Raw genomic sequence first — 26,019 nt, 5'->3', positions numbered from 1 at the left:
CAGCCGACTCGTGCAAGATTCGCCTTTGCGGGACTTAGCCTGCGATTGCAGCCCTGCGCAGGTCGCGGGCCTTGGTCAGGATGATGTCTTCCAGCTTCTGTACCGTGGCGGCCTGAACCGGAGCATCGACCCATTGGCCGTTCTGCGAGACCTGGCGGCTAGCGGCAACGCGCAGGGCGTCGGCGCGCAGGTCCTGGTCAACGATCGAGACGGTGACCTTCACGCGCTCGCCCGGATTCTTGGGGTTGGCGTACCAGTCGGTCACGATCACGCCGCCATTGCTGTCGGTCTGCAGCAGCGGCATGAACGACAGCGCGTCGAGCGTGGCGCGCCACAAATAGGCATTGACGCCGATCGTGGTAACCTGGCTGGCGGCGAGGTCTGCCTTGGGACGCTCCTTCTTGCCGCAGCCGGTGGCAAGGACGGCCAAGGTCCCGATCATGATGCCGCGCACGATGAGCTGGCGGGTATTGCGTGCGGTCTTGGCGGTCTTGATCACTACGAAACAGTCCTTGCTTGCGGATGGCACTGTCCGGGCGTTGCCGGTCCGTCCTTTGCCGCAGGTTTGCACGCCCGTAAGCGCACGTTGTCAAAAAGGCCTCTATCACCGCCGCGCGCCATGCGGCAAGCGTGATGAACGCTGGCCGCAAATGGACGCGAAGCCGGTGAACGCGGGCTGAATGTCAGTTATCACTGCGCTACCTGTTTTTTGCGCCAGAACGATTACCTGTGGAGATTCTGTCACACTCGCGCGGGATACGTAACTTCCACCGACAAGGATGTGGTGCAGGGCTGGAAACTTCTGCCCGTCAGCCGTATTGAAAGCACTGATCGGGGGACTGGCCGGAGTCGCATCGTAAGCTTTGCTTACTTTTCGTTCATTCAGCCACAATCGATCAGCTTATAAGATAGGGCGTCAAACGGCCCGGGTTGGGGTAGAAGCGGAAGTACCATGATTGGCAACGGCAAGACATCTGCAGGAAAAGGCGCATTGCGTCGTCGCCTGCGTGCGCCGTTGACAGTCGGCGTCGCGGTCGTGCTCGGCCTCGCCCTTTCGCCAACAGTAACGTCTGCATTTTCCAGCGGGTTCGGCATGGGCCCGGTAAGCCTTGCCGCACGCGGTGGTATCGGCTCGTTCACGCCCGCTTCGGTTGATGAGCGCCTGGCCGCACAGATCACGGTGCGCGCGCTCAAGAACGGCAAGCTGTTCCGCTTCACGCCCGCCGGAACCGAAACCCGGCCGACGCGCTCGGTCACCGTGGCGGTTCGCGTCGATGCACTCAATACGCAAGCCTTCGCTGTTCGCAGCGCCATGGGCGATGCCGGTCAGTCGGGTGCTTCGCCGGTCCGCATCGCGCCGATGGCGTTCAACCTCGGCCTTGCCCGCGGTTACTCCAGCTTTGCAGCTGCTGTCCCCTCCGCAGGTTCGGCAGGCCTGCGCGATCTCCAGCGGATCGACATGCCCGATCTTGCCAAGTTCAAGGCAACCACTCCGGCTTCCACGCCCAGCCGCTTCGCGCCGCGCATCGAAGCTGAGGGCCGTGATAATGCAGGTCGTGCGCCGCGCACCCTCGAAGGTCAGGGCGATTACCAGCTTGATCTCGGCGGCAGCTATCGCCTGACCCGCAACCTCAATGTCACTGCCGGCGTACGTTACTCGCCCGAGCGTGACCGCCTCCGTCCGCTGACCGATGGCAAGCAGGACAACCAGGCCGTCTACGTCGGAACCCAGTTCCGCTTCTGATTTCGCAAAAAGTTGGCTTCATTGCTGCAGCATTTCTGCAGCATGCAGTATCATACTTTCGCCGGATTTACGTATTCGGCAGCTTGTCGCATCTCCGTCATGAACCTACCGTAGTCCCGAGAGGGAACACAGGGAGGTTTAAGCATGTCGCGAGTTGCAGTGGTTACCGGCGGTACGCGCGGTATCGGCCAGGCAATCTGCATGGCACTCAAGGCGCAGGGCCGCACGGTCGTCGCCAATTATGCCGGCAATGAAGAAAAGGCCCGCGCCTTCACCGCCGAAACCGGCATTCCCGCCTACCGCTTCGACGTTGGCGATCATCAGGCCACGATCGATGGCTGCGCGCGCATCGCCGCCGAGGTGGGCGAGATCGACATCGTCGTGAACAACGCGGGCATCACCCGCGACGGCGTGTTGCACAAGATGAGCTTCGACGACTGGAACGAAGTGATGCGAATCAACCTCGGCGGTTGCTTCAACATGGCCAAGGCCACCTTCCCCGGCATGCGCGAGCGCGGCTGGGGTCGCATCGTCAACATCGGCTCGATCAACGGTCAGGCCGGTCAGTACGGTCAGGTCAACTATGCCGCCGCCAAATCGGGCATTCACGGCTTCACCAAGGCGCTGGCGCAGGAAGGCGCCAAGTACGGCGTCACCGTCAACGCCATTGCGCCCGGCTATATCGACACCGACATGGTTGCTGCAGTTCCGCCTGCGGTTTTGGAAAAGATCGTCGCCAAGATCCCCGTCGGCCGCCTTGGTCACGCCGAAGAGATCGCTCGCGGGGTGGCTTTCCTCACCGCTGATGAAGGCGGCTTCGTCACCGGCTCGACCATGTCGCTCAACGGCGGCCAGCACATGTATTGAATTTGTGCCGTGGCTCCGTTCCGCAACTGGAACGGAGCCACGGCATCGGATCATTCCACCGCAATGCTTGCCACTTTCCAGCCGCCGTCCTGCGACGCAAGCTGGACAGTTTCGGTCACGTCTCCCGCCTTGCTGTAGCGGGCCTTGAACGTGACGGTCCAATATCCGTTCGGTGGCGCCGGGGTGAAGTCGGCTTTGCCCAGTTCGCGCCTGATCGGCTTGCCCACCCTTTCACGAACGCCTTCGGAAGCCGTTGCCCACCACTCTACGGTGTTGAGCAACTGAAACGACTTGTGGGTGGCTTGCCAGCTGGCGGGCCAGTCATCGCGATCGAGCAAGATGAGAAAGGATCGGGCGGCCTCGACTGCTGCCTGCTCGCTGGCCATGGTCGGGACGACGGCCGCAGTGCGGTCCGTCGATGCAGCAGGTGTCTGGTTTGTGCCAGAAAGTGCCGCAAGGGCGAGCATGGCAAGGCTTATGGTCATGGCAAGGCCTCCAATGATCCAGCTGCGGCGGCGCGAGGTTGTACCGATCCGGTCTGGCTGCCCGACCTGATGGACCGCATGAAGCGTAGCGGCATCCCCGAAAGGCTTGTCCCCCAACAATTCGGGGTCTTGCGCTTCGATTTGCTGGATAAGTCGCGCTGCCTCGCGGCTGCTGGCCGTGCCCAGCTTGCGCCGCGCGTCGCGCAGACGTTCGTGGATGGTGTGTACCGACAGGCCAAGGTGCCGCGCAATGGACTTGGCGTCGTGCCCGCCCAGCAGAAGGCGCAACGTCTCCTTTTCCTTCTCGGTCAGTGCCGCGTAGCCGGAAATCATCTGGCGGGAGTAGAAGCGATGCAGCTTGCGAGCCACCCCCAATAATTCGTATCCCCGGCAGATGCCCACGCCCTATCACCCTCCGGTCAAGCGTTCGGTAGAGATCGCAGGGCACAAGACCTCGATCAGTCTCGAGCCGCTGTTCTGGGATATGCTGCGCGATGCGGCGCTGGCCGAAGGAGTGCCAGTCAATGCGCTCGTGGCAAGGATTGATGCCGAGCGAATCGTCAGCCAGACGCCGCCGGGGCTGGCAGGTGCGGTCAGGCTTTGGCTGGTTGCGCAGCTGCGCGATCAGGACGCCGAGGGCGCTGGCGCTTCCTGAGCGGGAACGGTAGCTTCGGGGAGTGCAGGCAGTTCGCGCTTGTCGAGCATGTCTGCCGCAGCATCGAGTGCCTTGGCCTCGTCCTGCGTGACGCCGCCCGGCTTTTCCTCCTCGCTCGATCCGCAGGCAGCCATCATGCCAAGCAGCGCTGCCATGGCGATAATGCGGAAGGGGCGGGGCGAGGGCATCGGGGCTAAATCCGGATGGGCAGGCGGCGGCCGGCGCGAATTTCCGCAACCGGCCGTCAACCTGTCAGGTCGTTACTGGGCAGGCGGCGCCGACGGCTGGTCACCGCCTTCGGCATCGGCAGCCTGGGCTGCAGCGGCTACAGCCGCGGCGTTGTTGGCTGCGTCACGCACGGCATTCGCCTCGGCATCGGCTGCCGAAGAGGCGTCGGCTTCAGGCGCCATCGGTGCGGCTGCAGCCGAAGGTTCCATCGCCGGAAGCTCGTCCGCCGGCATTTCGACGGTGTCTTCTGCGGCCGCTTCCGAAGCATCGTCGGACTTGCCGCAGGCCGACAGGGCCAGCGCTGCAGCGGCGACGATCGCGAGGCTTGCGTACTTCTTCATCGAATTCCCTCTCTTGGGCTGGTCATCGCTCCGCCGTGCCAGCCGATGTCGCCCTTGGCGGGGCGGCGCGTGGAGCATCGCGGGGATGTTCTATCGGTGGGCACAAGCTAAGGCAAATGCATCCTTGGCAGGTTTTCGACGAACCGTAACAATTGATATAACGAATTCCTTATATCCGTTGACACGCATAAAGGTTTCTTTATATGCCTTTCCGCATGGCCATACATGACGCCATTCGCGCGCTAGACGATCCGACGCGCCTGCGCATCCTGCGCCTCCTCGCCAGCATGGAGCTGGCGGTGGGCGAAGTCGCGCAAGTGCTGGGGCAGAGCCAGCCGCGCGTATCGCGTCATATCAAGATCCTGTGCGATTCCGGCCTTGCTGAACGCCGCAAGGAAGGCGCGTGGGTGTTCCTGCGCAGTTCGGTTTCGGAAGGATCGGACAATCCTCTGGCCGCAGCGATCGCCCGCCTGCTGGCCATCGCCGAACAGGAAGACACCGCCTTCGGCCGCCGCTGTGCCGAAGACCGCCAGCATCTGGATGCCATCCGCTCCTCGCGCGAATCGCACGCGCTAGATTGGTTCTCCCGCCACGCCGAAGAGTGGGACGAATTGCGCTCGCTCCATATCGAGGATGGGCCGGTGGAAGCTGCGCTGACCGAGATGCTGCTTGGCCTTGCGGGTGACGCCGGGCTCGGCCGCATGCTCGACGTCGGCACCGGCACCGGCCGCATTGCAGAACTTCTCGCCCCCCATGCCGCACGCGTCGTCGCCTTCGACAAGAGCCCCGACATGCTGCGCATTGCCCGCGCCCGGCTCCAGCACTTGCGCGCCGACAGCGTCGAGCTGGTGCAGGGCGATTTCGCGCAGATCCCGTTTGCCGCGCGCTCGTTCGATACCGTGCTGTTCCATCAGGTGCTGCACTACGCTCAGGCGCCCGAAGCCGTGCTGGCAGGTGCTGCCCGCGTCACCGCACCCGGCGGTCGCATCGCCATCGTCGATTTCGCCGCGCACGATCGCGAAGACCTGCGCCAGACCCACGCCCACGCCCGCCTCGGCTTCTCGGATGCCCAGATCGAGGCAATGCTGCGCGATGCCGGTTTCGTGCCCCACGAAACCCGTGCGCTTGCGGGCCATGAACTCGTCGTCAAGCTGTGGACCGGCGTGCGCCGGGAAGACAGCGTGGCGCAACTTGAACCACGGCAAAGCCGGAAAGCCCAATGAATACCAGCTACGATCAACTTCGCGAAGCGCGCACCGCGCTCGACACCCCGCTTTTCGCCGGGCTGCCGGGTGACATCAACGTGTCGTTCGAATTCTTCCCTCCCAAGACCGACGCCCTGATGGCGCAATTGTGGGACGTGGTCGAAACGCTGGGGCCACTGCAGCCGAAGTTCGTGTCAGTCACATATGGTGCAGGTGGCTCCACCCGCGATCGCACCCACGGCACTGTCGCGCGGATCATCAGGGAGGCGAAGCTTCCCGCTGCCGCACACCTCACCTGCGTCGACGCCACCAAGGCCGAAATTCGCGAGGTGGCCGAAAGCTACTGGGAAGCGGGCGCGCGCCACATCGTCGCGCTGCGTGGTGACATGGGCGCACCGGGCGTGCCCTTCACCCCGCATCCCGATGGCTATGCCAATGCCGCCGAGCTGGTTGCGGGACTCAAAGAGATCGCCCCGTTCGAAATCTCGGTCGCGGCCTATCCTGAATCCCACCCGGATTCGCCGAGCAGCCAAGCCGATGTCGACAACCTCAAGCGCAAGCTCGATGCCGGCGCCACCCGCGCCATCAGCCAGTTCTTCTTCGAACCCGAAACCTTCTTCCGTTTCCGCGACAAGCTGGCGGCTGCTGGCATCGACGCCCCGGTCCTCCCCGGCATCCTGCCCGTCTCGAACGTTGCCCAGACGCGCAAGTTCGCCGCCGCCTGCGGTGCCGCGATCCCCGCGTGGATGGACGGACTGTTCGAAGGGCTCGACACGCATCCCGCGTCGCGCCAGCTTGTCGCCGCGACCATCGCCGCCGAGTTCTGCCGCCGCCTCTATGCCGGTGGCGTGCGCGATTTCCACTTCTACACCCTCAACCGCGCCGAACTGTCCTACGCGATCTGCCACCTGCTTGGCCTTCGCCCCAAGGCCCCGGCGCTGGAGAAAGCCGCGTGACACTCGCCCCATCCACAGCTCGCACCGCCTTCCTTGAACAGGCTGCGCAGCGCATCCTCATCACCGATGGCGCGTTCGGCACCGAGATCCAGAACTTCAAGCTGTCCGAATCCGACTATGCCGGAACGCTGGGCCTTGCCAAGGACCAGAAGGGCAACAACGACATCCTCGCGCTGACCAAGCCCGAAGTCCCGGAATCGATACATCGCGCCTATTTCGAGGCCGGTGCCGACATCGCCGAAACCAACACCTTCAGCGCCAACCGCATCAGCCAGGCCGACTACGCCGCCGAACACCTCGTGCGTGAAATCAACGTGGAATCGGCAAAGCTGGCTCGCCGCGTGGCGGATGAATTCACCGCCAAGGATGGCCGCCCCCGCTTCGTTGCCGGTGCCATCGGCCCAACCAACAAGACCCTCTCACTCAGCCCGGACGTCAACGATCCCGGCTTTCGCGAAATCGACTGGGACCATCTCGTCGATGTCTATGCCGAGCAGGTCCACGCCCTTGTCGAAGGTGGTGCGGACTTCATCCTGATCGAGACCGTGTTCGACACGCTCAACGCCAAGGCGGGCGTCATGTCGGTCCGCAAGGTCGAAAAGGAACTCGGCCGCGAAATCCCGATCATGATGTCGATGACGCTGACCGACCTTTCGGGACGCAATCTCTCGGGCCACACGGTCGAAGCGTTCTGGTACGCGATCCGCCATGCCAAGCCGCTGACTGTCGGCCTGAACTGCTCGTTCGGCGCCACTCAGCTGCGCCCGCACGTTAAGGCGCTGTCGGAAATCGCCGACACGCTGATCATGGTCTATCCCAACGCAGGCCTGCCCAACGAACTGGGCGAATATGACGAGATGCCACAGACCACCGCGGGCCTCGTCAAGGAATGGGCCGACCACGGGCAGGTAAACGTGCTCGGCGGCTGCTGCGGCTCCACGCCTGCACATATCGCGGCGATGGCGCAGGCGGTGAAGGCGCTGCCCCCTCGCAGGATGGCCGTCCCCGAAACCGCTACCCGCCTCGCCGGGCTCGAACCTTTCATCATGGCTGCCTGATTTTCATGACCAGTACCCCCACCGGATCGCGTTTCGTCAACGTCGGCGAACGCACCAACGTCACCGGCTCTGCCGCGTTCAAGAAGCTGATCCTTGCGGGCGATTACGCCAAGGCGGTCGAAGTCGCGCGCCAGCAGGTCGAGAACGGCGCGCAGGTGATCGACGTCAACATGGACGAGGGCCTGCTCGACGCGCTTGAGGCGATGACCACGTTCCTCAAGCTGATCGCCGCCGAGCCGGACATTGCCCGCGTGCCGGTGATGATCGACAGTTCCAAGTGGGACGTGATCGAGGCCGGCCTGAAATGCGTTTCGGGCAAGCCCATCGTCAACTCGATCTCGATGAAGGAGGGTGAAGAAGCCTTCCTGCACCACGCCCGCCTGTGCATGGACTATGGCGCCGCCGTCGTCGTCATGGCCTTTGACGAAAAGGGCCAGGCCGACACCAAGGAGCGAAAGGTCGAAATCTGCGAGCGCGCCTACAAGCTGCTCACCGGCATCGGCTTCCCGCCCGAAGACATCATCTTCGATCCCAACGTCTTTGCCGTCGCCACCGGCATCGAGGAGCATGACAACTACGGGCTCGACTTCATCGAAGCCACGCGCGAGATCAAGGCGCGCTGCCCGCACGTCCACATTTCGGGCGGCCTGTCCAACCTGTCATTCAGCTTCCGTGGCAACGAGATCGTGCGTCGCGCGATGCATTCGGTGTTCCTCTACCACGCGATTCCGGCGGGCATGGACATGGCGATCGTCAACGCCGGTCAGCTCGACATCTATGACCAGATCGATCCCGTGCTGCGCGAGGCCTGCGAGGACGTCGTCCTCAACCGCAAGCCTGCCGCCGATGACGGCAAGACCGCGACCGAGCGCCTGATCGAGTTGGCCGAGAGCTACAAGGGCAAGGACACCGTCGCCGAGAAGGCCGCCGAGGAATGGCGCGGCTGGGACGTTGTGCGCCGCCTTGAACATGCCCTCGTCAAGGGCATCGACGCCTATGTCGTCGATGATACCGAGGAAGCCCGTGCCGCCATCGCCGCGCGCGGCGGCAGGCCGATCGAAGTGATCGAAGGCCCGCTGATGGAAGGCATGAACACGGTCGGCGACCTGTTCGGCTCGGGCAAGATGTTCCTCCCGCAGGTGGTGAAATCCGCCCGCGTGATGAAGAAGGCCGTCGCCCACCTCATCCCCTTCATCGAAGCGGAGAAGGAAGAAGGCGCCAAGGCGAAGGGCCGGATCATCATGGCCACCGTCAAGGGTGACGTTCACGACATCGGCAAGAACATCGTAGGCGTCGTCCTCCAGTGCAATGGCTATGAAGTGCTCGACCTTGGCGTGATGGTGCCATGGGCGACGATCCTCGACGTGGCGCAGAAGGAACAGGTCGATATGATCGGCCTGTCCGGCCTGATCACCCCCTCGCTCGACGAGATGGTCACCGTGGCCGAGGAAATGCAGCGTGCGGGCATGATCATTCCGCTGCTGATCGGTGGGGCGACGACCAGCAAGGTCCACACCGCGCTGCGCATCGATCCGGCCTATGACGGCCCGGTCGTCCACGTGCTAGACGCCAGCCGCGCGGTCGGCGTCGCTTCGCAACTCTTGTCCGACACGCAGGCGCAAGGCTTCATCAAGGCGACTGCTGCCGATTACCAGCACGTGCGCGATGCCCGTGCAGGCAAGGGCGCGTCCAAGCTGCTCAGCCTTGAAGACGCGCGCCTCAATGCCTTCGCGCCCGACTTCTCGGAAAAGGCCCCGCCGCCAGAGCAGCCCGGTCGCCACGTGTTCGAGGACTGGGATCTCGCCGATCTGGTCGAATGCTTCGACTGGACGCCGTTCTTCCGTTCATGGGAGCTGGCGGGGACGTGGCCCGGCATTCTGGATGATGCGGTCATCGGAGAAAGCGCCCGCAATCTGTATGCCGATGCCCGCGCAATGCTCGACAGGATCATCGCCGAGAAGTGGCTGACGGCCAAGGGTGTCGCCCAGTTCTGGCCCTGCGCACGGCACGGTGACGACGTGATCCTGCACCCGAACGACGACGAGCTTTCGGTGCGCCTGCCGTTCCTGCGCCAGCAGTTCATCAAGAGCCGTGGCCGCGCGAACTTCTGCCTGGCGGATTTCATCGATCCGGCGGGCGACTGGATCGGCGGCTTCGCGGTTGGCATCCACGGCATCGACGAGCATCTGGCACGCTTCAAGGCAGATCACGATGACTACTCGGACATCCTGCTGAAGGCCTTGGCCGACCGCTTCGCCGAAGCCTTTGCCGAGCGCCTGCACCAGTACGTCCGCACCACGCTCTGGGCTTATGCTCCGGGTGAGCAGCTGACCAACGAGGCGCTGATCCGCGAACAATATCGCGGCATCCGGCCAGCGCCGGGCTATCCGGCCTGCCCGGACCACACCCTCAAGCCGATCCTGTTCGATCTGCTCGACGCCACCAACACGGCTGGCATCACGCTGACCGAATCGCAGGCAATGTTGCCCACCTCGGCCGTCTCGGGCTTCTATTTCGCCCACCCCGAAAGCCAGTACTTCGGCGTCGCCACCATCGGACGCGACCAGCTAGAGGACTACGCCGGACGGCGCGGATTTGACCTTCCGATAATGGAGCGCTGGCTGCGGCCAAATCTGGATTGAAACAAGACCTGCGTCCCCGCGCAGGCGGGGACCTCGGTGTTGTTACAGAACCTTCCATAAACCGATGGAGGCCCCCGCTTTCGCGGGGGCGCAGCGTGAAGCAGTCATTCTACTGCAACCGGCTCGCCTCCACCCGCGACAGCGCACGCCGCCTGAGATAATCGGCCTCCACGCCCGATACCTCCGCTTGCCCCGCCAGCACGCCGAGTGCTGCGCCAAGGCCATGCGCGGCCAGCTCGCCAAGCGCGGCGTCGGTGTCCTGACCAAGCTCCACCGCCAGAGCTTTCAGCACCCGCGCCATCTCGGCAAATTCCACCTCGCTTTCCCACGCCGCCTTGCATTCCTCGCGGCGGACGAAGCTGTCTCGCATCTCGAAGCCCATCGCAGATCTCCTGTCCCGGCGGACCCTCCCGCCATGAGGAACAAGCTGTCAGCCGCGCCCGAATTCGCGCTTAACCGCGCGCCGCGCACCTTGCCGGAGCATCGGGATGGTTAAGCGGTAACTCATTCCTTGGCCCGGAAAGGCGCATGGATTCGTATTTCTCACTGCGCATCAGCACCTTGTGCAGGGCGGGCGGATTGGCCCCGGACATGGTTGCGGCTATGGCCTTTCGGATCGATTGGACAAGCCGTCGCGCACTTGCATAGACGTCGGCACTTCGGGGGATTTTCCAATGACGCCGCCAGCGCCCGCCATGGGCACGACCGAGATTTTCCTGATCGCGCTGACGATCATCCTCGCCGTGCCCTATCTGGCCTGGCGGCTGCTCCGCACCGATTACTGGGCCCCGCTGGTCGTCGTGCAGATCATCGGTGGCATATTGCTGGGCCCCGGCGTGCTCGGCGCGGCTTTCCCCGAATACTACGCCTTCGTGTTCAACCCGCAGGTCATCGGCTCGTTGAACGGCATCGCGTGGTGGGCGGTGATGATGTTCGTCTTTGCCGCCGGTCTTGAGCTTGACCTGACCGATGCATGGGCCAATCGCCGCGAAACCGCGATTACCGCGGCAGGGGCCTTAATCACACCGCTTCTGTTCGGCGCTGCGGCCGCAGCACTTCTGCTGCAGACGCCCGGCTGGATCGGCCCCAAGGGCAGCTACCCGCAGGTCGTCCTCGGCATCGGAATGGCCTGCGCGGTCACCGCCCTGCCGATCCTCGTGCTGCTGATGGAAAAGCTCGGCATTTTCCGCGAACCATTGGGCCAGCGCATCCTGCGCTACGCCAGTCTCGATGACATCGCGATCTGGGGCGTGCTTGCCCTGATCCTCGTCGATTGGGAGCGTGTCGGGCGGCAGGGCATCTTCCTTATCGGGTTCGCCTTGGCCTCGTGGGCCGTACGGGCACTGTTCCGTCGCCTTTCGGAGAACGACCGCTGGTACGTCTCGCTGATCTGGCTCGCCATGGTCGGCTTCGCGGCGGACTGGTGCGGCCTGCACTACATGGTCGGCGCATTCCTTGCCGGAGCCGTGCTCGATGCCCACTGGTTCACGCGCGAACGGCTCGACGGGTTCCGCCAGTTCCTCCTGCTTGCCGTAATGCCCGTGTTCTTTCTCTCGACGGGCCTGCGCACCAAGTGGGACGTCGGCGGCCTTGCCGTGTTCGGTGCGGCGTTCCTGTTCCTTGTCGCTTCGGTTGCCGGCAAGCTTGCAGGCGTGCGCATCGCCGGACGCCTGCTCGGCTGGGCAAAGGGAGAGGCTTCGATCGTCGGCTGGCTGCTCCAGACCAAGGCGCTGATCATGATCATCTTCGTCAACGTCCTGCTCGACAAGGGCATCGTCACCAACGAGACCTTTACCGCGCTTCTGCTCATGGCGGTGATGAGCACGATGCTGACCGTGCCGATGGTCACTCCGAAGCTCAAGGCGCTGGTCAAGCCAACGGTCCATTAACGCCAGCACGGTAAACCCGGCGGCATGGAAGCCGTCGACCTGATCATGGCGGGCGTGGCCGGGCTGGTGCTTGGCCTGTGCTGGTGCCTCTATCGCTGCGCCACGCTGCTGAGCGGCTGGCAGGTAGCAGTCGCCCATGTCTGGCGCGGCGGGTACAGCGATCTCGAACGCCTGGACGATTTCTTCCACCCGGATATGTCGATCGGCACACTGCGCGGCTTCGATATCCGCGATGGCGAGGGCTCTCGCTGGATCGAGGACGAGGTGGTGTTCGAAACGCCCGATGGCCAGCGCATCCACGCCATGGTCGGCCGACAGGTCCAGCGGTCATGGAAGCCAACGGGCGTGTTCCGCATCTGGTACGACCGCGCCGACCCCCAGCGCGTCACCGCCTATGGCCCCGGCTACTGGCTTTTTACGGCCATGCTGGCCTTCGCCGCACTGGCATTCATATTTATCTGGGGCATAGACTGGGCGCGCACTGGCCAGCAGCCGCAATGGTTGGCTGAGCTGACCAAGGCTGAAGTCTCGCAAAAATAAGAGTGGCGCGGCCAGGCGAAGTCCTCTCTCTTCCGGCGAAAGAACTGGAGAGGCCCCGCATGTCCGCAATCGACCCCATGACCCGCCTGATCGCCATCGAGGAGATCAAGCAGCTCAAAGCGCGTTATTTCCGCTGTATGGACACCAAGGACTACGCCGGCCTGCGCAAGGTCTTTGCCGACGACGCCGTGTTCGACGCCACCTGCTCGCTCTCCATCGAACCGGCAGAGGATGCGGAGAACTGGATGTACGCTGGCGGCGACCAGATCGCGGCTTTCGTCGAAGCTGCCGTGGATGCCTTGCGCACCGTCCACCACGGCCACTGCCACGAGATCGAACTGCTATCCGAAACCGAGGCACGTGGCGTGATCGCGATGGAGGACCAGATCTGGGACGCCGAAGGCAACCCCTTCCTCCACGGCATGGGCCACTACCACGAAACCTACCGCAAGGAGACCGACGGCTGGAAAATCGTCACCAGCCGCATCAGCCGACTGCATGTGATCGTCGGCTGACCTACTCCCCGCAGGTCTGCTTCGCCCGCAAAAGGCGCGCGATCCAACCGCGCGCGCGCTTGTCCGCCTCGGCCCTGTTCAGCCCGGCATAGCGCCAGTACTGGTCCGCCAGTTCCGCAATGGCGGCTGACACAAGCGTTGGCTTGATGCTCTGCGGGCGGCCTTTGAACTGGCCCTGCGGCAAGGGAAGCCCGAGGCCTGCCGATGTCGGATCGAGCGCGGCGGATTTGTACATGGCAAAGCGGATCGTGCCTTCCTCGCAATCCGGATCGACCTGCGTCAGACTATCCAGAAAGGCATCGAACCTCGGCTGTGGCGGCTGCGTACTGCCGCAGTCCGTATAGAAGGCGAAGCTGTCGAGCGTACTGCCGAATCTTGGCATGACCGCTGAAAGCAGGCCGGGGCGACGGACCAGCGCGCCGCAGGGGAAGGGCGCTCCCACCGTGCCGCCAACACCGCCGAAGTATGCCGAAACAATATAGGCAAATGCGCCGAAGTCTTCGTCCGAGCGGATCACGTCCTGCGGCCCGCGCATCGTATAGGCCACGATGTCGCGGCCATAGGAGGCGCTCTCGCCGCTCTGCAGCCGTTTCCAGTATGGTGTGATCAGTCCGGTCACCGCTCGGTCCCAGCCTCGCCCCCGGTCCACATAGAGCGCGATCGCCTCGTACAGGCCAGCGCCCTCGGGATCGACCCGCCGCAGCACCTGCAGAGCCAGCGCGCGGTCGGTAAACAGCAGTGCCACCGCCAGATCGCGGTTACGCTGCTGATAGGCCAAGAGCAGGCACCCGCCGAGCGGTGTGGCATCCTTCCCGTCGAGATGGCCGCAGGTATTCCGGTCGGCAATCCATTCGCGCTGGGCCGCCACCTGGTTGCTGCGCCCCTTGCCCCAAGCGCTGGTCCCGGCGGCAGCATAGAGCCGCGCCATGTCCGCGTCTTCCCGCGCCACCGCGGCATCAGCGCAGATCGCCTTGTCGACGACCGTTTGGGCCTTTGCGCAATCGAAGCTTTGCGCAAAGGCCCTGCCGGGCAGAAGCCCCAGCAAAACGGCAACGCAAAGCACCACAAGTCCGCGCATCATGACCCGCCTTCCATACGAAATCGCATCGCATATGGCAGAAATCGCCCGCCCACAGCCACAGCAGAGTTCTCCGCAACGGCGCGATCTGCCATAGCGGCGAGGTGAGCCTTACCCAGACCGCATTTCCGGAATCCGAAATCCTCGACCGTCTCCACGCCGTGTTCGGCTTCAACGCCTTTCGCGGCGTGCAGCAGGACGTGGTCGAGCGCGTTCTCGAAGGTCGCTCCACCCTCGCCGTGATGCCGACCGGTGCGGGCAAGTCGCTGACCTATCAGTTGCCAGCCGTGATGCTGCCGGGCACATGCATCGTCGTCTCGCCCCTGATCGCGCTGATGCACGACCAGCTGCGCAGCGCCACGGCCAACGGCATCCGCGCCGCCACGCTGACCAGCGTCGACATGGACCGGGGTCAGACCATCGACCGCTTCCTGTCGGGCGATCTCGACCTGCTCTACGTTGCCCCCGAACGCGCGAGCCAACCGCACTTCCTCGAGATGCTGACGCGTGGCCGTGTCGCCATGTTCGCCATCGACGAGGCGCATTGCGTCTCCGAATGGGGCCACGATTTCCGCCCCGACTACCGCCTGCTGCGCCCGCTGATGGACGCCTTTCCGGATGTCCCGCGCCTCGCGCTGACCGCCACGGCAGACCGCCACACCCGCGCTGACATCCTCGCCCAGCTCGGCATCCCGGAAGAGGGCCTGATCGTTGCCGGATTTGACCGGCCCAACATCCGTTACGCCATCGTCCCGCGCGACAATCCCTTGCGCCAGCTGATGACGGTGATTGCGGAAAACCCCGGCCCCGGCATCGTCTACGCCCCCACCCGCGCACAGGTGGAGAAGCTTGCCGAGCAGTTGCAGGCCAGCGGCCGTCCCTGCCTGCCCTATCACGCCGGACTCGATCCGCAGGTGCGCGCGGCCAACCAGTCGGCCTTCGTCGCTTCCGAAGACATGGTCATGGTCGCCACCGTCGCCTTCGGCATGGGCATCGACAAGCCCGACGTGCGCTTCGTCGCCCATGCCGCCTGCCCGAAATCGATCGAGAGCTATTATCAGGAAACCGGTCGCGCCGGGCGCGATGGCGATCCTTCAGTCGCGGTCATGCTCTGGGGTGCCGAAGACTTCGTGCGCGCGCGCCAGCGGCTTGCCGAAGTGGAGGAACACCGCCGCGCCGGAGAGCGCACCCGCATCGATGCGCTCGCATCGCTGGTCGAAACCCCGCACTGCCGCCGCGCCCTGTTGCTGCGCCATTTCGGCGAGAACCCGCCTCCGTCCTGCGGCAACTGCGACAACTGCCTTGAAGCCCCGCGCGTCACTGATGCCACAGAAGTCGCGCGCAAGCTGCTTTCGGCGGTCTATCGCACCGGCCAGTCATTCGGCTTCGGCTATGTCGAGAAAGTGCTGACCGGCGTCGCCGACGAGCGCGTGACCCAGCGCGCGCACGATCAACTCTCGGTCTTCGGCATCGTCACCGCCGACGAAGCTCCGCTCCTGCGCCCGCTCGCCCGCGCCTTGCAGGCAAGAGGCGCGCTGGTCGCCACCGAGCATGGCGGCCTTGCCCTTGGCGGCGATGCCCGTGCAATCCTGAAGGGCGAGGCGGACGTGCCGCTGGTGCTCGTGCCGAAAAAGGAAGGTCGCTCCGGCCGCCGCAAGGGCGGGGCGGGGGGCGCGCTCAACCCCGTCGGCGATCCGGTGTTCGACGCGCTGCGCGCACTGCGCCGCGATCTTGCGCGCGAGGCAGGCGTGCCACCTTACGTCATCTTCCACGATTCCGTCCTGCGCGAAATGGCAGCATCACGGCCCGCCAGCCTCACCGAACTCGGCCAGATCGGCGGCGTCGGCACCCGCAAGCTCGATGCCTACGGGGACCGGTTCCTCGAGGTTCTGCGGCAGTGGTAATCGGATAGCAAAACCCCCTCCCGTCAAGGGAGGGGGCGTGCTCAGTTCACGGTCCCGGGCGCGATGGCTTCTGCAGGATCGTGCAAGGGCTGCCCCCGCGTCTTCCACAGCGAGAACGCTACGCCTCCCGCAATCAGCGCAAAGGTCACGCCAAGGCTCAGCACCGGCGGGAACTTGTCGCCGCCCAGCAGGAAGTCGGAGACGAAGATCTTCGAGCCGATGAACACCAGCACCGCGGCCAGCGCGTACTTGAGGTAGGCAAACCGGTCGATCATCGCCGCCAGCGCGAAGTAGAGCGCGCGCAGGCCCAGGATCGCCATGATGTTCGAGGTATAGACCACGAAAGTATCTGTCGTGATCGCGAAGATCGCGGGCACCGAATCCACCGCGAACACGAGGTCGGCAAGGTTGATCACCACCAGGGCGAGGAACAGCGGGGTTGCCGCGTTGACCAGCTTGCCGGTCTTCTCGTCCGGCACCTTCACGAAGAAGTGTTGGTCGTGCAGTTCCTTGGTCACGCGCATGTGGCGGCTGATCCAGCGCACGGCGGGGTTGTTGCCGATGTCGGGATCATGGTCGCTGGCGAAAAACATCTTCACGCCGGTGAACACGAGGAACGCAGCGAAGATATAGAGCACCCAGTAGGCGCGCTCGACCAGCGCCGCGCCGCCTGCGATCATCCCGCCGCGCAGGAAGATCACTGCGACAATGCCCCACAGCAGGGCGCGGTACTGGTACTTGGCCGGAATGGCGAAGAAGGTGAAGATCAGGCTGATGACGAAGACGTTGTCGATCGACAGCGCCTTTTCGATGAAGAAGCCGGTATAGTACTTCATCCCCAGGTCCGCGCCTTTCTCGGCCCAGACCCACGCGCCGAACAGCAGCGCGATGGTGATGTAGAACGCGGTCAGCTTCAGCGATTCACCGATGCCCATGGCCTTGTCCTCCTTGTGGAGGACGCCAAGGTCGAATGCGGTCAGCACGACGACGAGGCCAAGGAAGGCAAGCCAGAACCACGCGGGCGTGCCCAGCCAGTCTGCGAAGAGGAATTCCATCGATCAAGCTCCAGTCCCGCCGCGCCCCGTAATTGCTTGCAGCAATGCGCGGGACACGACGGGCGTTCCTCTATTTCAGACTGTTGCCAGAAAGGCTTCCGGGCGGCGCAGGAAAAGCGCGGCAAGCCGCGCCTTCACGGCGCACTTGAGGCTGCGCAGCCGCAGGACATCAAGGAGATCGCGCGCGATCCGCAGCGCCTCGTCCAGCTTCTGGTGGCGCTCCATGAGACGGAAGTAACGGTCGGACATCGTTGTAACCCTTCGAAAGCTGTTGCGATCGATCGGGGATGCCGTGCTCTGGCCCAGGGCCTGGAAGGAGGGGGAAAAGACCCGGACCCAAAGCATCGGCATCACCCGATGCGGTCCGACATCACGAAGCGAACTGCCATTATTGGCCAGAACGCCGCGCCAGAGGGGCCCGGTCCGCTCCGATAATGTGGAGTGATTCGGTCCGGATTGCAAGCCCCCTCGAAATCCACTTGCAGCTGCAACCAGATTTGATATTAAAGTGATATCAGATTTAAGGGGGAATGGACGATGTCCGAGTCGAAAACGCACTCCGCCAGCACCGAAACCGGCGCATGGTCTACGAGCGGCTATTTCATGCTGATTCTCATGATTGTTATGGTCGGCCTCACCGCCATGCGCGTGATCGGCTTTGCCAGCGGCAGTCCGTCCGAGGACGAAGTGCCGGGGTTCATCGCCACAATCGCCGCGCTGCCCGTCGCCATCGTGTTCATCGCCTCGGGTTTCTACATGATCCAGCCCAACCAGGCAGCCGCAATCAACCTGTTCGGCTCCTATCGGGGCACGGATCGGAACCATGGGCTGCGCTGGGTCTGGCCGTGGATGACCAAGACCAAGATTTCGGTCCGCGCCAACAACGTCGTGTCGGAAAAGCTCAAGGTCAACGACCTGCGCGGCAACCCGATCGAGATCGCCTGCAACGTGGTCTGGCGCGTCGCCGATACCGCGCAGGCGCTGTTCGATGTCGATGACTACAAGGCCTTCGTCTTCGTCCAGATCGAAAGCGCCGTGCGCTCGATCGGCTCGCGCTACCCGTATGACGACATCGAGCATCACGAGGTGACCCTGCGCGGCCACCATGATCAGATCAACGACGAGTTGCGCACGGAACTCAACGCGCGGCTGGTCCTCGCCGGCATCACCGTCGATGAATGCGGCCTCACGCACCTTGCCTATGCGCCCGAGATTGCCGGTGCCATGCTGCGTCGCCAGCAGGCAGAGGCGGTGATCTCCGCGCGCAAGAAGCTGGTAGAGGGCGCGGTGTCGATGGTCGAGATGGCGCTGAACCAGCTTTCGGAAAAGAACGTCGTCGAGCTCGACGACGAGCGCCGCGCCGCCATGGTTTCGAACCTGATGGTCGTCCTGTGCGGCGAGCGTGATGCCCAGCCGGTGGTCAACGCCGGTACGCTCTACCAGTAAGCCCACGCCATGGCGCCGAGCCCCAAGAAAGCCTTCCCGCTGCGCATCGATCCGGCGCTCTTCGCCGCGATCGAGCGCACGGCCTCGGCCGACTTGCGCTCTGCCAACGCCCAGATCGAAGTGCTGTTGCGCGAGGCGCTGGCACGGCGTGGCGTGAAGCTCGCCGCCGCCGAGCCGGTGAAGCGCGGACGGCCGCCGAAGACTGAAACGGAGAACAGCGATGGTTGATGCCCGCTACACCACCCGGCCTCCAAAGCCCGAGACGCCGGTCGACGACGGTGCATGGTTCGCGCCCAAGCGCTTCGGTCTCGGTTCCGGCCTCCCGATCCGCTGGCAGGGCTGGGCGCTCATCGGCGGCTACGTCGCGCTTCTGCCGCTGATCAAGTGGCTCGACGACAGCGGCGACGGACCCTTGCGCACGCTGGGCTTCGCGCTGTTCATCGTGGCCACCGCGGTCGTCTTCTCGATCTCGGCAAAGCGCACGCGGGGCGGCTGGAAGTGGCGCTGGGGCAGCAAGGACTGACCCTGTAAGTTCGCACAGGGCAACCGTTCGGACGGGAACGCAAGGGCCTGTCAATCATTCCGCGCTACCCCGGGATCTGAAAACGCCGGGGAACCGATATGCGCATGATGAACCCGTTCGCCTCCAGAGAGCGCCGCCACCGTGGCCAGCGCCTTGCCGTTTTCCTGCTCGGGATTGCGGTGGTAGCCACGATTCCCGTCACGGCGCTTCTCGCCCAGGGCCAGCGTTCGCCCTACACCGTGGTCGAGACCGGGCGCAGCTACCAGGCGCTGCAGCAGGCGGTGAACGCCATCGGCGAAGGAACGGGCACGATCCGCATCGAACCCGGCGTCTATCGCGACTGCGCAGTCCAGCAGGCGGGCGATGTCGGCTTCGTCGCGCAAGTGCCGGGGAAGACGACGTTCGACGGCGCGGCCTGCGAGGGCAAGGCCGCTATCGTCGCACGCGGACGCTCGACCACGGTCGAAGGCCTGATCTTCCAGAACATCCGCGTGCCGGATGCCAACGGCTCTGGCATCCGGCTCGAGCACGGCAACCTCACCGTGCGCCAGTCATGGTTCCGCGACAGCGAGCAGGGCATTCTCTCTGCCGACGATCCGACCGGCGCCGTGCTTATTGAAAAGTCGACCTTTTCGCGTCTCGGGCGATGTGATCGCGGCCTGTCCTGCGCCCATTCAGTCTACTTCGGCGATTATGGCAGCGTCACCATCCGCCGCAGCCGCTTCGAAGCCGGGCGCGGCGGGCATTATGTGAAAAGCCGCGCCGGCAGGGTCGAGGTCACACAGTCCAGCTTTGACGATACGGCTGGAAAGACAACGAACTACATGATCGACCTGCCCGCCGGCGCCACCGGCAGGATCGCCGACAACGTGTTTGTCCAAGGGTTGGACAAAGAAAACTACAGTGCCTTCATCGCCATCGCGGCCGAGGGCAAGACACACCCCTCGACTGGCCTTGCCATTGTTGGAAACGATGCGCGGTTTGCGCCGGGGGTTAGCCGCTCGTCGGCCTTCGTCGCGGATTGGTCGGGTGACAAGCTGGCGCTCGGCGCGAACGCTCTCGGGTCTGGCCTCAGCCGCTTCGAGTCCCGCTAGAGTTGTGCCGAGTTGGGGTAGAGTTGCCCCTCTGCCTCCGAGAGTCTATCTAGAGTTGGAATGTTGCGTGCACCGCTCCTGAAGCTGGGTGGACGGCTTTGGGCGATCCTCCTCGCCCTGACTGTCCTGACCCACGCAGTTGCCCCGTTCGAGTCACCGGTGACCGTGCGGCACGGCTCTGCGTTCAGCGCGGCGACGGCGGAGATGGCGGTCGCTCCCGCAAATCGCGTGCAAATTCAACGCGCTGTCGTGCCGATGGCCCCGCCGCCACCGGTCATCGCGCTCGCCGAACCCGCACCGCTCGAACTCACCGGGGCGGACCACATCTGGCCCCCGCAAACCGCGCCACCCGCGCCGCAGCCGCTCGCGCTGCTACCCGCACCAAGAGCACCCCCGAATTCCTGACCCGAAGTCCGCGCCACCCGGCGCCGTTCAAACGCATGTCAGGAATACAGAAATGTCAAACACGTCCACGATTGCCTCGGCAATCGACGCCCGCCGTGCCCACGTCGAGGCGCTCCTCGCCGCCTACCCCGATGTCACGCCCGAGGAGCGGCAACTTCTCGTCAACTGGTTCCGTTCGGAAGCCAGTGCCCTCGATGTCGCGCTCGTCGCCAGCAACCCCGCCGCCGAGCGCGGCTATCGCCGCTTCCGCTCGGAACATGTCGACAAGTTCACGGTCAAGGACATGGGCTATGCCCTTGCTTTTGCGGTGATTGTCGCCGCAGCGGTGCTGCTGATCGTCTGGCGCGCGGCCTGAGCAATCAGGCGAGCGGCAGGTAGAGTTCCGTCACCGCTTCGTGCAGCGGCACGTCAGGGTAGATGCTGACGCGCCGCACGAACGGCGGATGATCGCGCATTTCCTCGCCGCTCGCCGGAAGCCATTGCCCATACAGAAAATCGAAGCCGGGTCCGAGATTGTCCGGGTTTCCGGTCTGGACGATCCTCGCCACGCGCATCGCCGGGATCGTCCAGGCCTCGAACCCTTCAGCTTCGATCTGTCGCGGCGTGGCCACCCCCAGCATCATCCGGAAATCTTCGGCTGGCGTGGCGATCGGATCGACGGGAAACAGATTGAACGTGGCACAGGCATCCGGCGGCAGGCGATGCGCGCGCCGGAATGCGATGAATCTCTGGATCGTCGCGCCGATCAACGCCGGTGCGCCGCGATGTTCTAGCGTCAGCAATCGCGTTTGCGGAAAATCCACGATATCGACGTCGGACGGCTGGAAGTGCTCTGGCATGTGTTGGCTCCTGAGACTGTTGAGACGGTCCACGAGCATGTCCAGCGCCCGCCAGTCCGGGCTGGCCCTGAATGCGCTTGGCGACCGGCCAAGAAGGCTGCGAAAAGCACGGGCAAATGCCTCGTTGCTGCCGTAGCCCGCATCGAGCGCGATCGCGGTCACGCTGTCTTGCGGACGATGTGCAAGCCGCATCGCGGCTCGCCGCAAGCGCGCCTGTCGCTGGTATTCGCCAACGCTCATGCCCAGCAGCGTCGAGAATTGGCGCTGGAAATGGAACGGCGAAAACGCGGCAACGGCAGCAAGCGCCTCCACATCAAGGACCTCGTGCCCCGCGGCGTCGATATGATCGAGCACGCGGCGCATGCGGGCGAGGTAACGGGTGAGGTGCTGGTTGCTCATGGTGCCTGGTCATTGCCCCATGGTTCGTGGCCTCGCCTGACCGGAAATGCGCTTATCGCAGCAGGTGGCCGGTCCGGTCGCGCTTGGTGTCGAGATAGCGCTGGTTGTGGGGGTTGGCGGGGAGCTGGTGTGCCACGCGCTCCGTCACCTCCACGCCCAGCGCCTGCAATGTGGCCACTTTCTGCGGATTGTTGGTCAGCAGGCGAAGCGAGCGCACGCCGAGCAGGTCGAGCATACGCGCGGCTACGGGGAAGTCGCGCGCCTCGCTTGGCAGGCCGAGGCGCTCGTTGGCGTCTACGGTGTCGAAGCCCTGATCCTGCAGTTCATAGGCGCGCAGCTTGTTGATCAGACCGATGCCGCGCCCTTCCTGCCGCAGATAGAGCAGCACGCCCCATCCGCCCGCATTGGCTTCCTCTGCCATGCGGGCAAGCGCTGCGTCGAGCTGCGGGCCGCAATCGCACTTGAGGCTGCCGAGGATGTCGCCGGTCAGGCATTCGCTGTGCAGCCGCACCACCGGCTCGCGCTCACTGGTCTGCGTGCCGATGATAAGCGCGACGTGCTCGCGCAGGTCATCGCGCGAGCGGAATGCCACGATTTCGGCATGTTCGCAGGCGTGCACGGGCAGGCGGGCGCGGGCCTGTATCGTGAGGTTGAGCGGGTCCTTGAACGCCGCAAGGTCCTCGGTCGAAACCTCGGCAGCGATTTCCACGCCGGTCGATATCAGGAACGCCGGAAGGATGCCCGCCAGCCGCGCCATGTCCATAGCTGCAACGGCAGCATCTTGCGCCTCGATCGGATCGGCCTTGAATGGTCCGCGCAAGGGGCTGCCGAGGTCCTGCGCCGGATCGGCCAGATTGCGCGCGGAATTGAGGCTGAACGGCTCTGCGCCGTGGATCATTACCGGCGCTTCGGGCACGGCGGCATCGCGCTGGTTGGCAAGCTTCAGCGTGGCAGCGCGGGCGGCGGAAATGAGCAGGCGCGCGGCATAGATGCCGGGCTGGGCAAACGCGGTTTCGGCGGGCAGCAGATCGAGAGCGCCGTCCGCGCCGGTCACGCGAATTGCCCAACCGTGGCGCAGCGCGTCGAGCGCTTTTGCAACATTACGGGATTCGCTCACAAATCCAGCTCGGTGATCAGCGGGATGTGGTCCGAAGGCTGCTCCCACTTGCGCGTTTCTTCGACGAAGCGGTGCGACCGGGTCTGCGCGGCGGCTTCGGGCGAGGCCCACATATGGTCAAGCCGGCGGCCCTGATCCTTGGCGCGCCAGTAGGAGCGGTAGGACCACCACGAATAGTTGCGCTCCGGCGCGGGGATATGCTTTCGGCCAAGGTCGACCCAGCCATGCGCATCTGCAAAGCGCTGCAGCGTCTCGACCTCGATGGGGGTGTGGCTGACGACCTTGAGCAGCGCCTTGTGATTGTAGACGTCGCACTCCAGCGGCGCGATGTTGAAGTCGCCGGTAATCAGCGTCGGCCGCTCGATCTTCTCGGCCCAGCGGGTCATGCGCTCGAGGAAGTCGAGCTTCTGGCCGAACTTGGGGTTCACCTCGCGGTCGGCCACGTCGCCGCCTGCCGGGATATAGACGTTCTCGATGATCAAGCCGTTGCCGGGGCCGAGCAGCTCGACGCCGATGTGCCGCGCCTCGCCGTTGTCCTGCCAGTCATGCTTGCTGAAATCGCGGAACGGAATGCGGCTGACTGTGGCGACGCCATGATAGCCCTTCTGCCCATGGACCGCGCGATGGGTATAGCCGAGCTTCTCGAACACCTCGTGCGGGAACAGGTTTTCCGGCGTCTTGATCTCCTGCAGGCACAACACATCGGGCGCCTCCTGAGCCAAAAAGCGTTCAACCTGATCGGCGCGCAAGCGGACCGAATTGATGTTCCATGTGGCAACCGAGATCATGGCGCTGCTTTAGGGTTGCGGGGGGGCGATTGCTAGATGGGATGTGGGGTCTTCATCGCGCGGTAATTGGATTAGTCCTATACCTTAGCGAATGCGACCCGAGTATGACCTTCGGTACTACGAGTACCAACTTCGTTATCAGACCCGGTTTTCCTTGAGGCGCAAACGCGCTGGTCCATATTCGGCATTTCATGCGCGAAGACACGTCAGTACCGTGCGCATGATGAGGCGTCAGCTGCTTGCAGGAAAGCGCCCGTCTTGGGGCTGCACGCCAAAACTGATGAAAAACCGATCGCAGTTTCTGCAAAGAAGGCGCAACGAACTTTTCAAGAAGGCGATTGATCGCGGCGAATTGCGTCGGCAAAGGCTCGCTCTGAAGGGCTTCCTGAGCCTTCCTTGAGCGTCACATCCGTCCAAACTTATTTCTGCCCGTCATGCTGAACTTGTTTAGCTGCGCTGGCCTGCGGCTCAGCATCCATTTCTCAGCCTCAAGCGGACGTGGCTGGGGAGAGATGGACCCTGAAACAAGTTCAGGGTGACGTCCTCTAAGCTATCGCAGTCCCAGGTCTGATTGCACTTTTCCAGATCAATCGGTTCGTACACTCTGCTTTGCGGGAGGCAAAATCGATGTACCGTATCGTCGCCGTGTGTTTACTCGCTTTCGCGTCGGCTCCGGCCGTCGCCTGTCTTCCGCCTCCTCCGGGATATGTCGCGCCTCCACCGCTGACGGTGGACCAGACAGCGGCGCTCATCTTCCGTATGTCAGACACAATCGTCTACGGCGAGCTTCTGAGTGAAGCCTATTATGGCCAGCCGGGAAGGTTTCGCATACTCCGGACTTACAAGGGGCATTTGCGCGTGGGCAGTCGCATCAAGATTCAGCCAAGTTGGGGATTTGATCCTCCCATGTGTGCCGGGATGATCGGTGGTCCTCCGCCGCTGCCAAAGGGTGCGAAAGGGGTCTTTGCGTGGACTGGCGAACCAGAACTCAAATGGGTTTCGGACGAAATCCTTGCTTCAATGGTGAAGCAAGGATTGATCGCGCCAGTAAAGAAGAAACAACGAAAAGGGTCGTGACAGTCGCAAATCCGACCCAAAAAAACCCTCGGACCGGGGGCATTGGTCCGAGGGTTCCATTCGCGTTCGTCACGCTTGGCGAGGAGGTCTCCAGGAGACCGGGCAACAGGGGGGAAACCCGCCTCGACCGCCTCGTCGAAAACCGTTCTAGGCCCGCTTCGCTTGCCCCCCGATGAACGGTGCGTGCAGGTTTGTCGCGGCTTGTCGCAAGGGGCGAACGGTTGATGGGTGAGGCGAGCGTCTGGGGCGATGGGTGGTGATCCACCTGTCAAAGTTCGCCGTGTGTCCCCGCAAAGGCGAGGACCTCGTGCGTTTTATGGAACGGTCGTGCGAGTGCCATGCGCCCTGCCGCCTGAGGCCCCCGCCTTCGCGGGGGAGCAGGTACTTGTTGGCAGGTTCAGAGGTGTTTTCAGCGCCTAGCGCGTTACGGGGCGGCGCGGATCGGTCCAGCGGAAGGTGCTGTCGTTCACGGCAATACCGTACTGGTGGCCCGAGAGGCGCACGGTGGTGCGCTTGTTCTGCGAATCGAGGGCGACCCACGAATCCAACTGCAGCCCGCCCGGCGCGCCTGCATTGCGCACGAAGATCATGGTGATCGTGCCATATTCGGGATGCTTGGGATCGCGCACCTGCAGGCTGATCACGCCCGCATCGCCGGTGGGCAGCTGCTTGGCAAAGCGTGCGACGTCCTTGTTGGGATCGAGCAGCGCGCCGAGCGGGCTGTTCTTGATCGGCCAGCGCTGCACCTGGCGCACTTCGTAGTCGATCATGGTCAGCGCCCTGCCATCGCCGACGATCAGCAGCGGCACGCCCTTCTGATACTGGAAGCGGATCTTGCCAGGGCGCTTCATCGTCAGCACGCCCGAGACGGTCTGGCCCGAACGGTCGGTCTGGACGAAGTTGGCACGCAGGGTCGTCACGCCGCGCAGGGCGGCGACGGCGCGGTCAACGTCGGAGGCCTGTGCCTGCGCAACCGTTGGCGCGACCAGCATCGCGGGCGTGGCCGCGGCGAGGGCAAGCGAAAAGGCCGCCAAAGGACGGCCCATCGTGCGAAGTGTAGATTTGATCTGGTTCATCGCCGTTCCTTGAGGTGTTGGCGTTGAACTCACCGTGAACCGTCCCGGTTCCATGAATGGCGGGACGGGCTTCACGGGAAAAGCGCTGGCGCG

Annotated in this window: 30 protein-coding genes; 18 read left to right on the top strand and 12 right to left on the bottom strand. The window is 64.0% G+C overall.

Annotated features, from left to right (window positions below; all coding sequences use genetic code 11):
• Positions 1-34: 34 nt before the first annotated feature.
• The gene (locus tag IQ25_RS19020; RefSeq protein WP_221236808.1) at positions 35-442 is read right to left on the bottom strand and encodes a DUF3576 domain-containing protein; all 408 of its coding nucleotides are present in this window, start codon (positions 440-442) and stop codon (positions 35-37) included.
• Between the two features lie 549 nt (positions 443-991).
• Here IQ25_RS19020 and IQ25_RS19015 point away from each other — a divergent pair.
• Both IQ25_RS19015 and phbB read left to right on the top strand, forming a co-directional pair.
• Positions 992-1,744 (top strand): hypothetical protein, encoded by a 753-nt coding sequence (locus IQ25_RS19015; protein WP_144907860.1) that lies wholly within the window; start codon positions 992-994, stop codon positions 1,742-1,744.
• 144 nt (positions 1,745-1,888) lie between these two features.
• A complete protein-coding gene (gene phbB / locus IQ25_RS19010) occupies positions 1,889-2,611 on the top strand; it encodes an acetoacetyl-CoA reductase (protein ID WP_144907859.1) in 723 nt (240 codons plus the stop codon).
• A gap of 50 nt (positions 2,612-2,661) precedes the next feature.
• Here the strand turns inward: phbB and IQ25_RS19005 are convergent, their stop codons facing one another.
• Positions 2,662-3,465 (bottom strand): helix-turn-helix domain-containing protein, encoded by an 804-nt coding sequence (locus IQ25_RS19005; RefSeq protein WP_144907858.1) that lies wholly within the window; start codon positions 3,463-3,465, stop codon positions 2,662-2,664.
• A gap of 25 nt (positions 3,466-3,490) precedes the next feature.
• Here IQ25_RS19005 and IQ25_RS19000 point away from each other — a divergent pair, with 25 nt between their 5' ends.
• On the top strand, positions 3,491-3,751 hold the full coding sequence (locus IQ25_RS19000) for a ribbon-helix-helix domain-containing protein (RefSeq protein ID WP_144907857.1): 261 nt from the start codon (positions 3,491-3,493) through the stop codon (positions 3,749-3,751).
• Here IQ25_RS19000 and IQ25_RS18995 read toward each other — a convergent pair.
• Positions 3,721-3,939: a hypothetical protein gene (locus IQ25_RS18995; RefSeq protein ID WP_246415843.1), complete on the bottom strand. Its 219-nt coding sequence runs from the start codon at positions 3,937-3,939 to the stop codon at positions 3,721-3,723. The two genes, IQ25_RS19000 and IQ25_RS18995, sit on opposite strands and share 31 nt — an antisense overlap.
• Positions 3,940-4,011: 72 nt before the next feature.
• Positions 4,012-4,320 (bottom strand): hypothetical protein, encoded by a 309-nt coding sequence (locus IQ25_RS18990; protein WP_144907856.1) that lies wholly within the window; start codon positions 4,318-4,320, stop codon positions 4,012-4,014.
• A gap of 215 nt (positions 4,321-4,535) precedes the next feature.
• Between IQ25_RS18990 and IQ25_RS18985 the strand changes: the two genes are divergently transcribed.
• From IQ25_RS18985 to metH, 4 genes are read left to right on the top strand one after another with little or no spacing between them, the layout of a single operon-like run.
• Entirely contained in the window at positions 4,536-5,543 is a 1,008-nt protein-coding gene (locus IQ25_RS18985) for an ArsR/SmtB family transcription factor (protein ID WP_246415841.1), read from the top strand.
• Positions 5,540-6,481 (top strand): methylenetetrahydrofolate reductase [NAD(P)H], encoded by a 942-nt coding sequence (metF, locus tag IQ25_RS18980; RefSeq protein ID WP_144907854.1) that lies wholly within the window; start codon positions 5,540-5,542, stop codon positions 6,479-6,481. Before IQ25_RS18985 ends, metF begins: the two co-directional genes overlap by 4 nt.
• Entirely contained in the window at positions 6,478-7,539 is a 1,062-nt protein-coding gene (locus tag IQ25_RS18975) for a homocysteine S-methyltransferase family protein (protein ID WP_144907853.1), read from the top strand. Before metF ends, IQ25_RS18975 begins: the two co-directional genes overlap by 4 nt.
• Positions 7,540-7,544: 5 nt before the next feature.
• Positions 7,545-10,181 carry a methionine synthase gene (gene metH, locus IQ25_RS18970; RefSeq protein WP_144907852.1) on the top strand — a complete coding sequence of 879 codons (2,637 nt, stop codon included), beginning with the start codon at positions 7,545-7,547 and terminating at the stop codon, positions 10,179-10,181.
• Positions 10,182-10,290: 109 nt separating this feature from the next.
• On the opposite strand, the gene IQ25_RS18965 is transcribed toward metH, so the two are convergent.
• A complete protein-coding gene (locus IQ25_RS18965; RefSeq protein WP_144907851.1) occupies positions 10,291-10,563 on the bottom strand; it encodes a hypothetical protein in 273 nt (90 codons plus the stop codon).
• Between the two features lie 292 nt (positions 10,564-10,855).
• On the opposite strand from IQ25_RS18965, the gene IQ25_RS18960 reads away from it, so the two are divergent.
• The 3 genes from IQ25_RS18960 to IQ25_RS18950 are packed head-to-tail and all read left to right on the top strand — an operon-like array spanning position 10,856 to position 13,125.
• On the top strand, positions 10,856-12,070 hold the full coding sequence (locus IQ25_RS18960) for a cation:proton antiporter (protein ID WP_407070608.1): 1,215 nt from the start codon (positions 10,856-10,858) through the stop codon (positions 12,068-12,070).
• A gap of 24 nt (positions 12,071-12,094) precedes the next feature.
• Positions 12,095-12,610, top strand: coding sequence for a hypothetical protein (locus IQ25_RS18955; protein WP_144907850.1), 516 nt, complete (start codon positions 12,095-12,097; stop codon positions 12,608-12,610).
• A 59-nt stretch (positions 12,611-12,669) separates the two neighbouring features.
• Positions 12,670-13,125: a nuclear transport factor 2 family protein gene (locus IQ25_RS18950; protein ID WP_144907849.1), complete on the top strand. Its 456-nt coding sequence runs from the start codon at positions 12,670-12,672 to the stop codon at positions 13,123-13,125.
• A gap of 1 nt (position 13,126) precedes the next feature.
• On the opposite strand, the gene IQ25_RS18945 is transcribed toward IQ25_RS18950, so the two are convergent.
• Positions 13,127-14,206 carry a lysozyme inhibitor LprI family protein gene (locus tag IQ25_RS18945; protein ID WP_144907848.1) on the bottom strand — a complete coding sequence of 360 codons (1,080 nt, stop codon included), beginning with the start codon at positions 14,204-14,206 and terminating at the stop codon, positions 13,127-13,129.
• 101 nt (positions 14,207-14,307) lie between these two features.
• Between IQ25_RS18945 and recQ the strand changes: the two genes are divergently transcribed.
• Entirely contained in the window at positions 14,308-16,107 is a 1,800-nt protein-coding gene (gene recQ, locus IQ25_RS18940; RefSeq protein ID WP_181447286.1) for a DNA helicase RecQ, read from the top strand.
• Positions 16,108-16,148: 41 nt separating this feature from the next.
• Here the strand turns inward: recQ and IQ25_RS18935 are convergent, their stop codons facing one another.
• Together IQ25_RS18935 and IQ25_RS18930 are read right to left on the bottom strand one after the other, a co-directional pair.
• Positions 16,149-17,162 carry a TerC family protein gene (locus tag IQ25_RS18935; protein ID WP_144907847.1) on the bottom strand — a complete coding sequence of 338 codons (1,014 nt, stop codon included), beginning with the start codon at positions 17,160-17,162 and terminating at the stop codon, positions 16,149-16,151.
• 75 nt (positions 17,163-17,237) lie between these two features.
• Positions 17,238-17,411: a DUF465 domain-containing protein gene (locus IQ25_RS18930; RefSeq protein WP_144907846.1), complete on the bottom strand. Its 174-nt coding sequence runs from the start codon at positions 17,409-17,411 to the stop codon at positions 17,238-17,240.
• Between the two features lie 288 nt (positions 17,412-17,699).
• Here IQ25_RS18930 and IQ25_RS18925 point away from each other — a divergent pair, with 288 nt between their 5' ends.
• The 6 genes from IQ25_RS18925 to IQ25_RS18900 all read left to right on the top strand — a co-directional run bounded on the left by IQ25_RS18925 (position 17,700) and on the right by IQ25_RS18900 (position 20,985).
• Complete coding sequence (locus tag IQ25_RS18925; RefSeq protein ID WP_144907845.1) at positions 17,700-18,608, top strand: SPFH domain-containing protein; 909 nt, start codon at positions 17,700-17,702, stop codon at positions 18,606-18,608.
• Positions 18,609-18,617: 9 nt separating this feature from the next.
• Complete coding sequence (locus tag IQ25_RS18920) at positions 18,618-18,836, top strand: toxin-antitoxin system HicB family antitoxin (RefSeq protein WP_144907844.1); 219 nt, start codon at positions 18,618-18,620, stop codon at positions 18,834-18,836.
• Positions 18,829-19,131: a hypothetical protein gene (locus tag IQ25_RS18915; protein WP_144907843.1), complete on the top strand. Its 303-nt coding sequence runs from the start codon at positions 18,829-18,831 to the stop codon at positions 19,129-19,131. Before IQ25_RS18920 ends, IQ25_RS18915 begins: the two co-directional genes overlap by 8 nt.
• 98 nt (positions 19,132-19,229) lie before the next feature.
• Positions 19,230-20,225: a right-handed parallel beta-helix repeat-containing protein gene (locus IQ25_RS18910; protein ID WP_144907842.1), complete on the top strand. Its 996-nt coding sequence runs from the start codon at positions 19,230-19,232 to the stop codon at positions 20,223-20,225.
• 60 nt (positions 20,226-20,285) lie between these two features.
• Complete coding sequence (locus IQ25_RS18905; protein ID WP_144907841.1) at positions 20,286-20,630, top strand: hypothetical protein; 345 nt, start codon at positions 20,286-20,288, stop codon at positions 20,628-20,630.
• 52 nt (positions 20,631-20,682) lie between these two features.
• Positions 20,683-20,985 (top strand): hypothetical protein, encoded by a 303-nt coding sequence (locus IQ25_RS18900; protein ID WP_144907840.1) that lies wholly within the window; start codon positions 20,683-20,685, stop codon positions 20,983-20,985.
• 4 nt (positions 20,986-20,989) lie between these two features.
• On the opposite strand, the gene IQ25_RS18895 is transcribed toward IQ25_RS18900, so the two are convergent.
• Genes IQ25_RS18895 through IQ25_RS18885 form a run of 3 tightly spaced genes read right to left on the bottom strand, consistent with a single transcriptional unit; the run spans position 20,990 to position 23,773 of the window.
• Positions 20,990-21,868 (bottom strand): AraC family transcriptional regulator, encoded by an 879-nt coding sequence (locus IQ25_RS18895; RefSeq protein ID WP_144907839.1) that lies wholly within the window; start codon positions 21,866-21,868, stop codon positions 20,990-20,992.
• A gap of 52 nt (positions 21,869-21,920) precedes the next feature.
• Positions 21,921-22,985, bottom strand: coding sequence for a GTP cyclohydrolase II (gene ribA, locus IQ25_RS18890; protein ID WP_144907838.1), 1,065 nt, complete (start codon positions 22,983-22,985; stop codon positions 21,921-21,923).
• Positions 22,982-23,773 (bottom strand): exodeoxyribonuclease III, encoded by a 792-nt coding sequence (locus IQ25_RS18885; RefSeq protein ID WP_144907837.1) that lies wholly within the window; start codon positions 23,771-23,773, stop codon positions 22,982-22,984. Before IQ25_RS18885 ends, ribA begins: the two co-directional genes overlap by 4 nt.
• Positions 23,774-24,400: 627 nt before the next feature.
• Here IQ25_RS18885 and IQ25_RS18880 point away from each other — a divergent pair.
• Positions 24,401-24,850: a hypothetical protein gene (locus IQ25_RS18880; RefSeq protein ID WP_144907836.1), complete on the top strand. Its 450-nt coding sequence runs from the start codon at positions 24,401-24,403 to the stop codon at positions 24,848-24,850.
• Between the two features lie 416 nt (positions 24,851-25,266).
• Here IQ25_RS18880 and IQ25_RS18875 read toward each other — a convergent pair whose 3' ends face one another.
• Positions 25,267-25,926, bottom strand: a complete 660-nt coding sequence (locus IQ25_RS18875) for a LolA family protein (RefSeq protein ID WP_181447285.1) — start codon at positions 25,924-25,926, stop codon at positions 25,267-25,269.
• Positions 25,927-26,019 lie beyond the last annotated feature (93 nt).

This window comes from Novosphingobium taihuense, assembly GCF_007830315.1.
GTDB classification, from domain to species: Bacteria; Pseudomonadota; Alphaproteobacteria; order Sphingomonadales; family Sphingomonadaceae; genus Novosphingobium; species Novosphingobium taihuense.
Note: the sequence above shows the minus strand (reverse complement) of the source record. Positions and strands in the feature narration are given on the sequence as shown.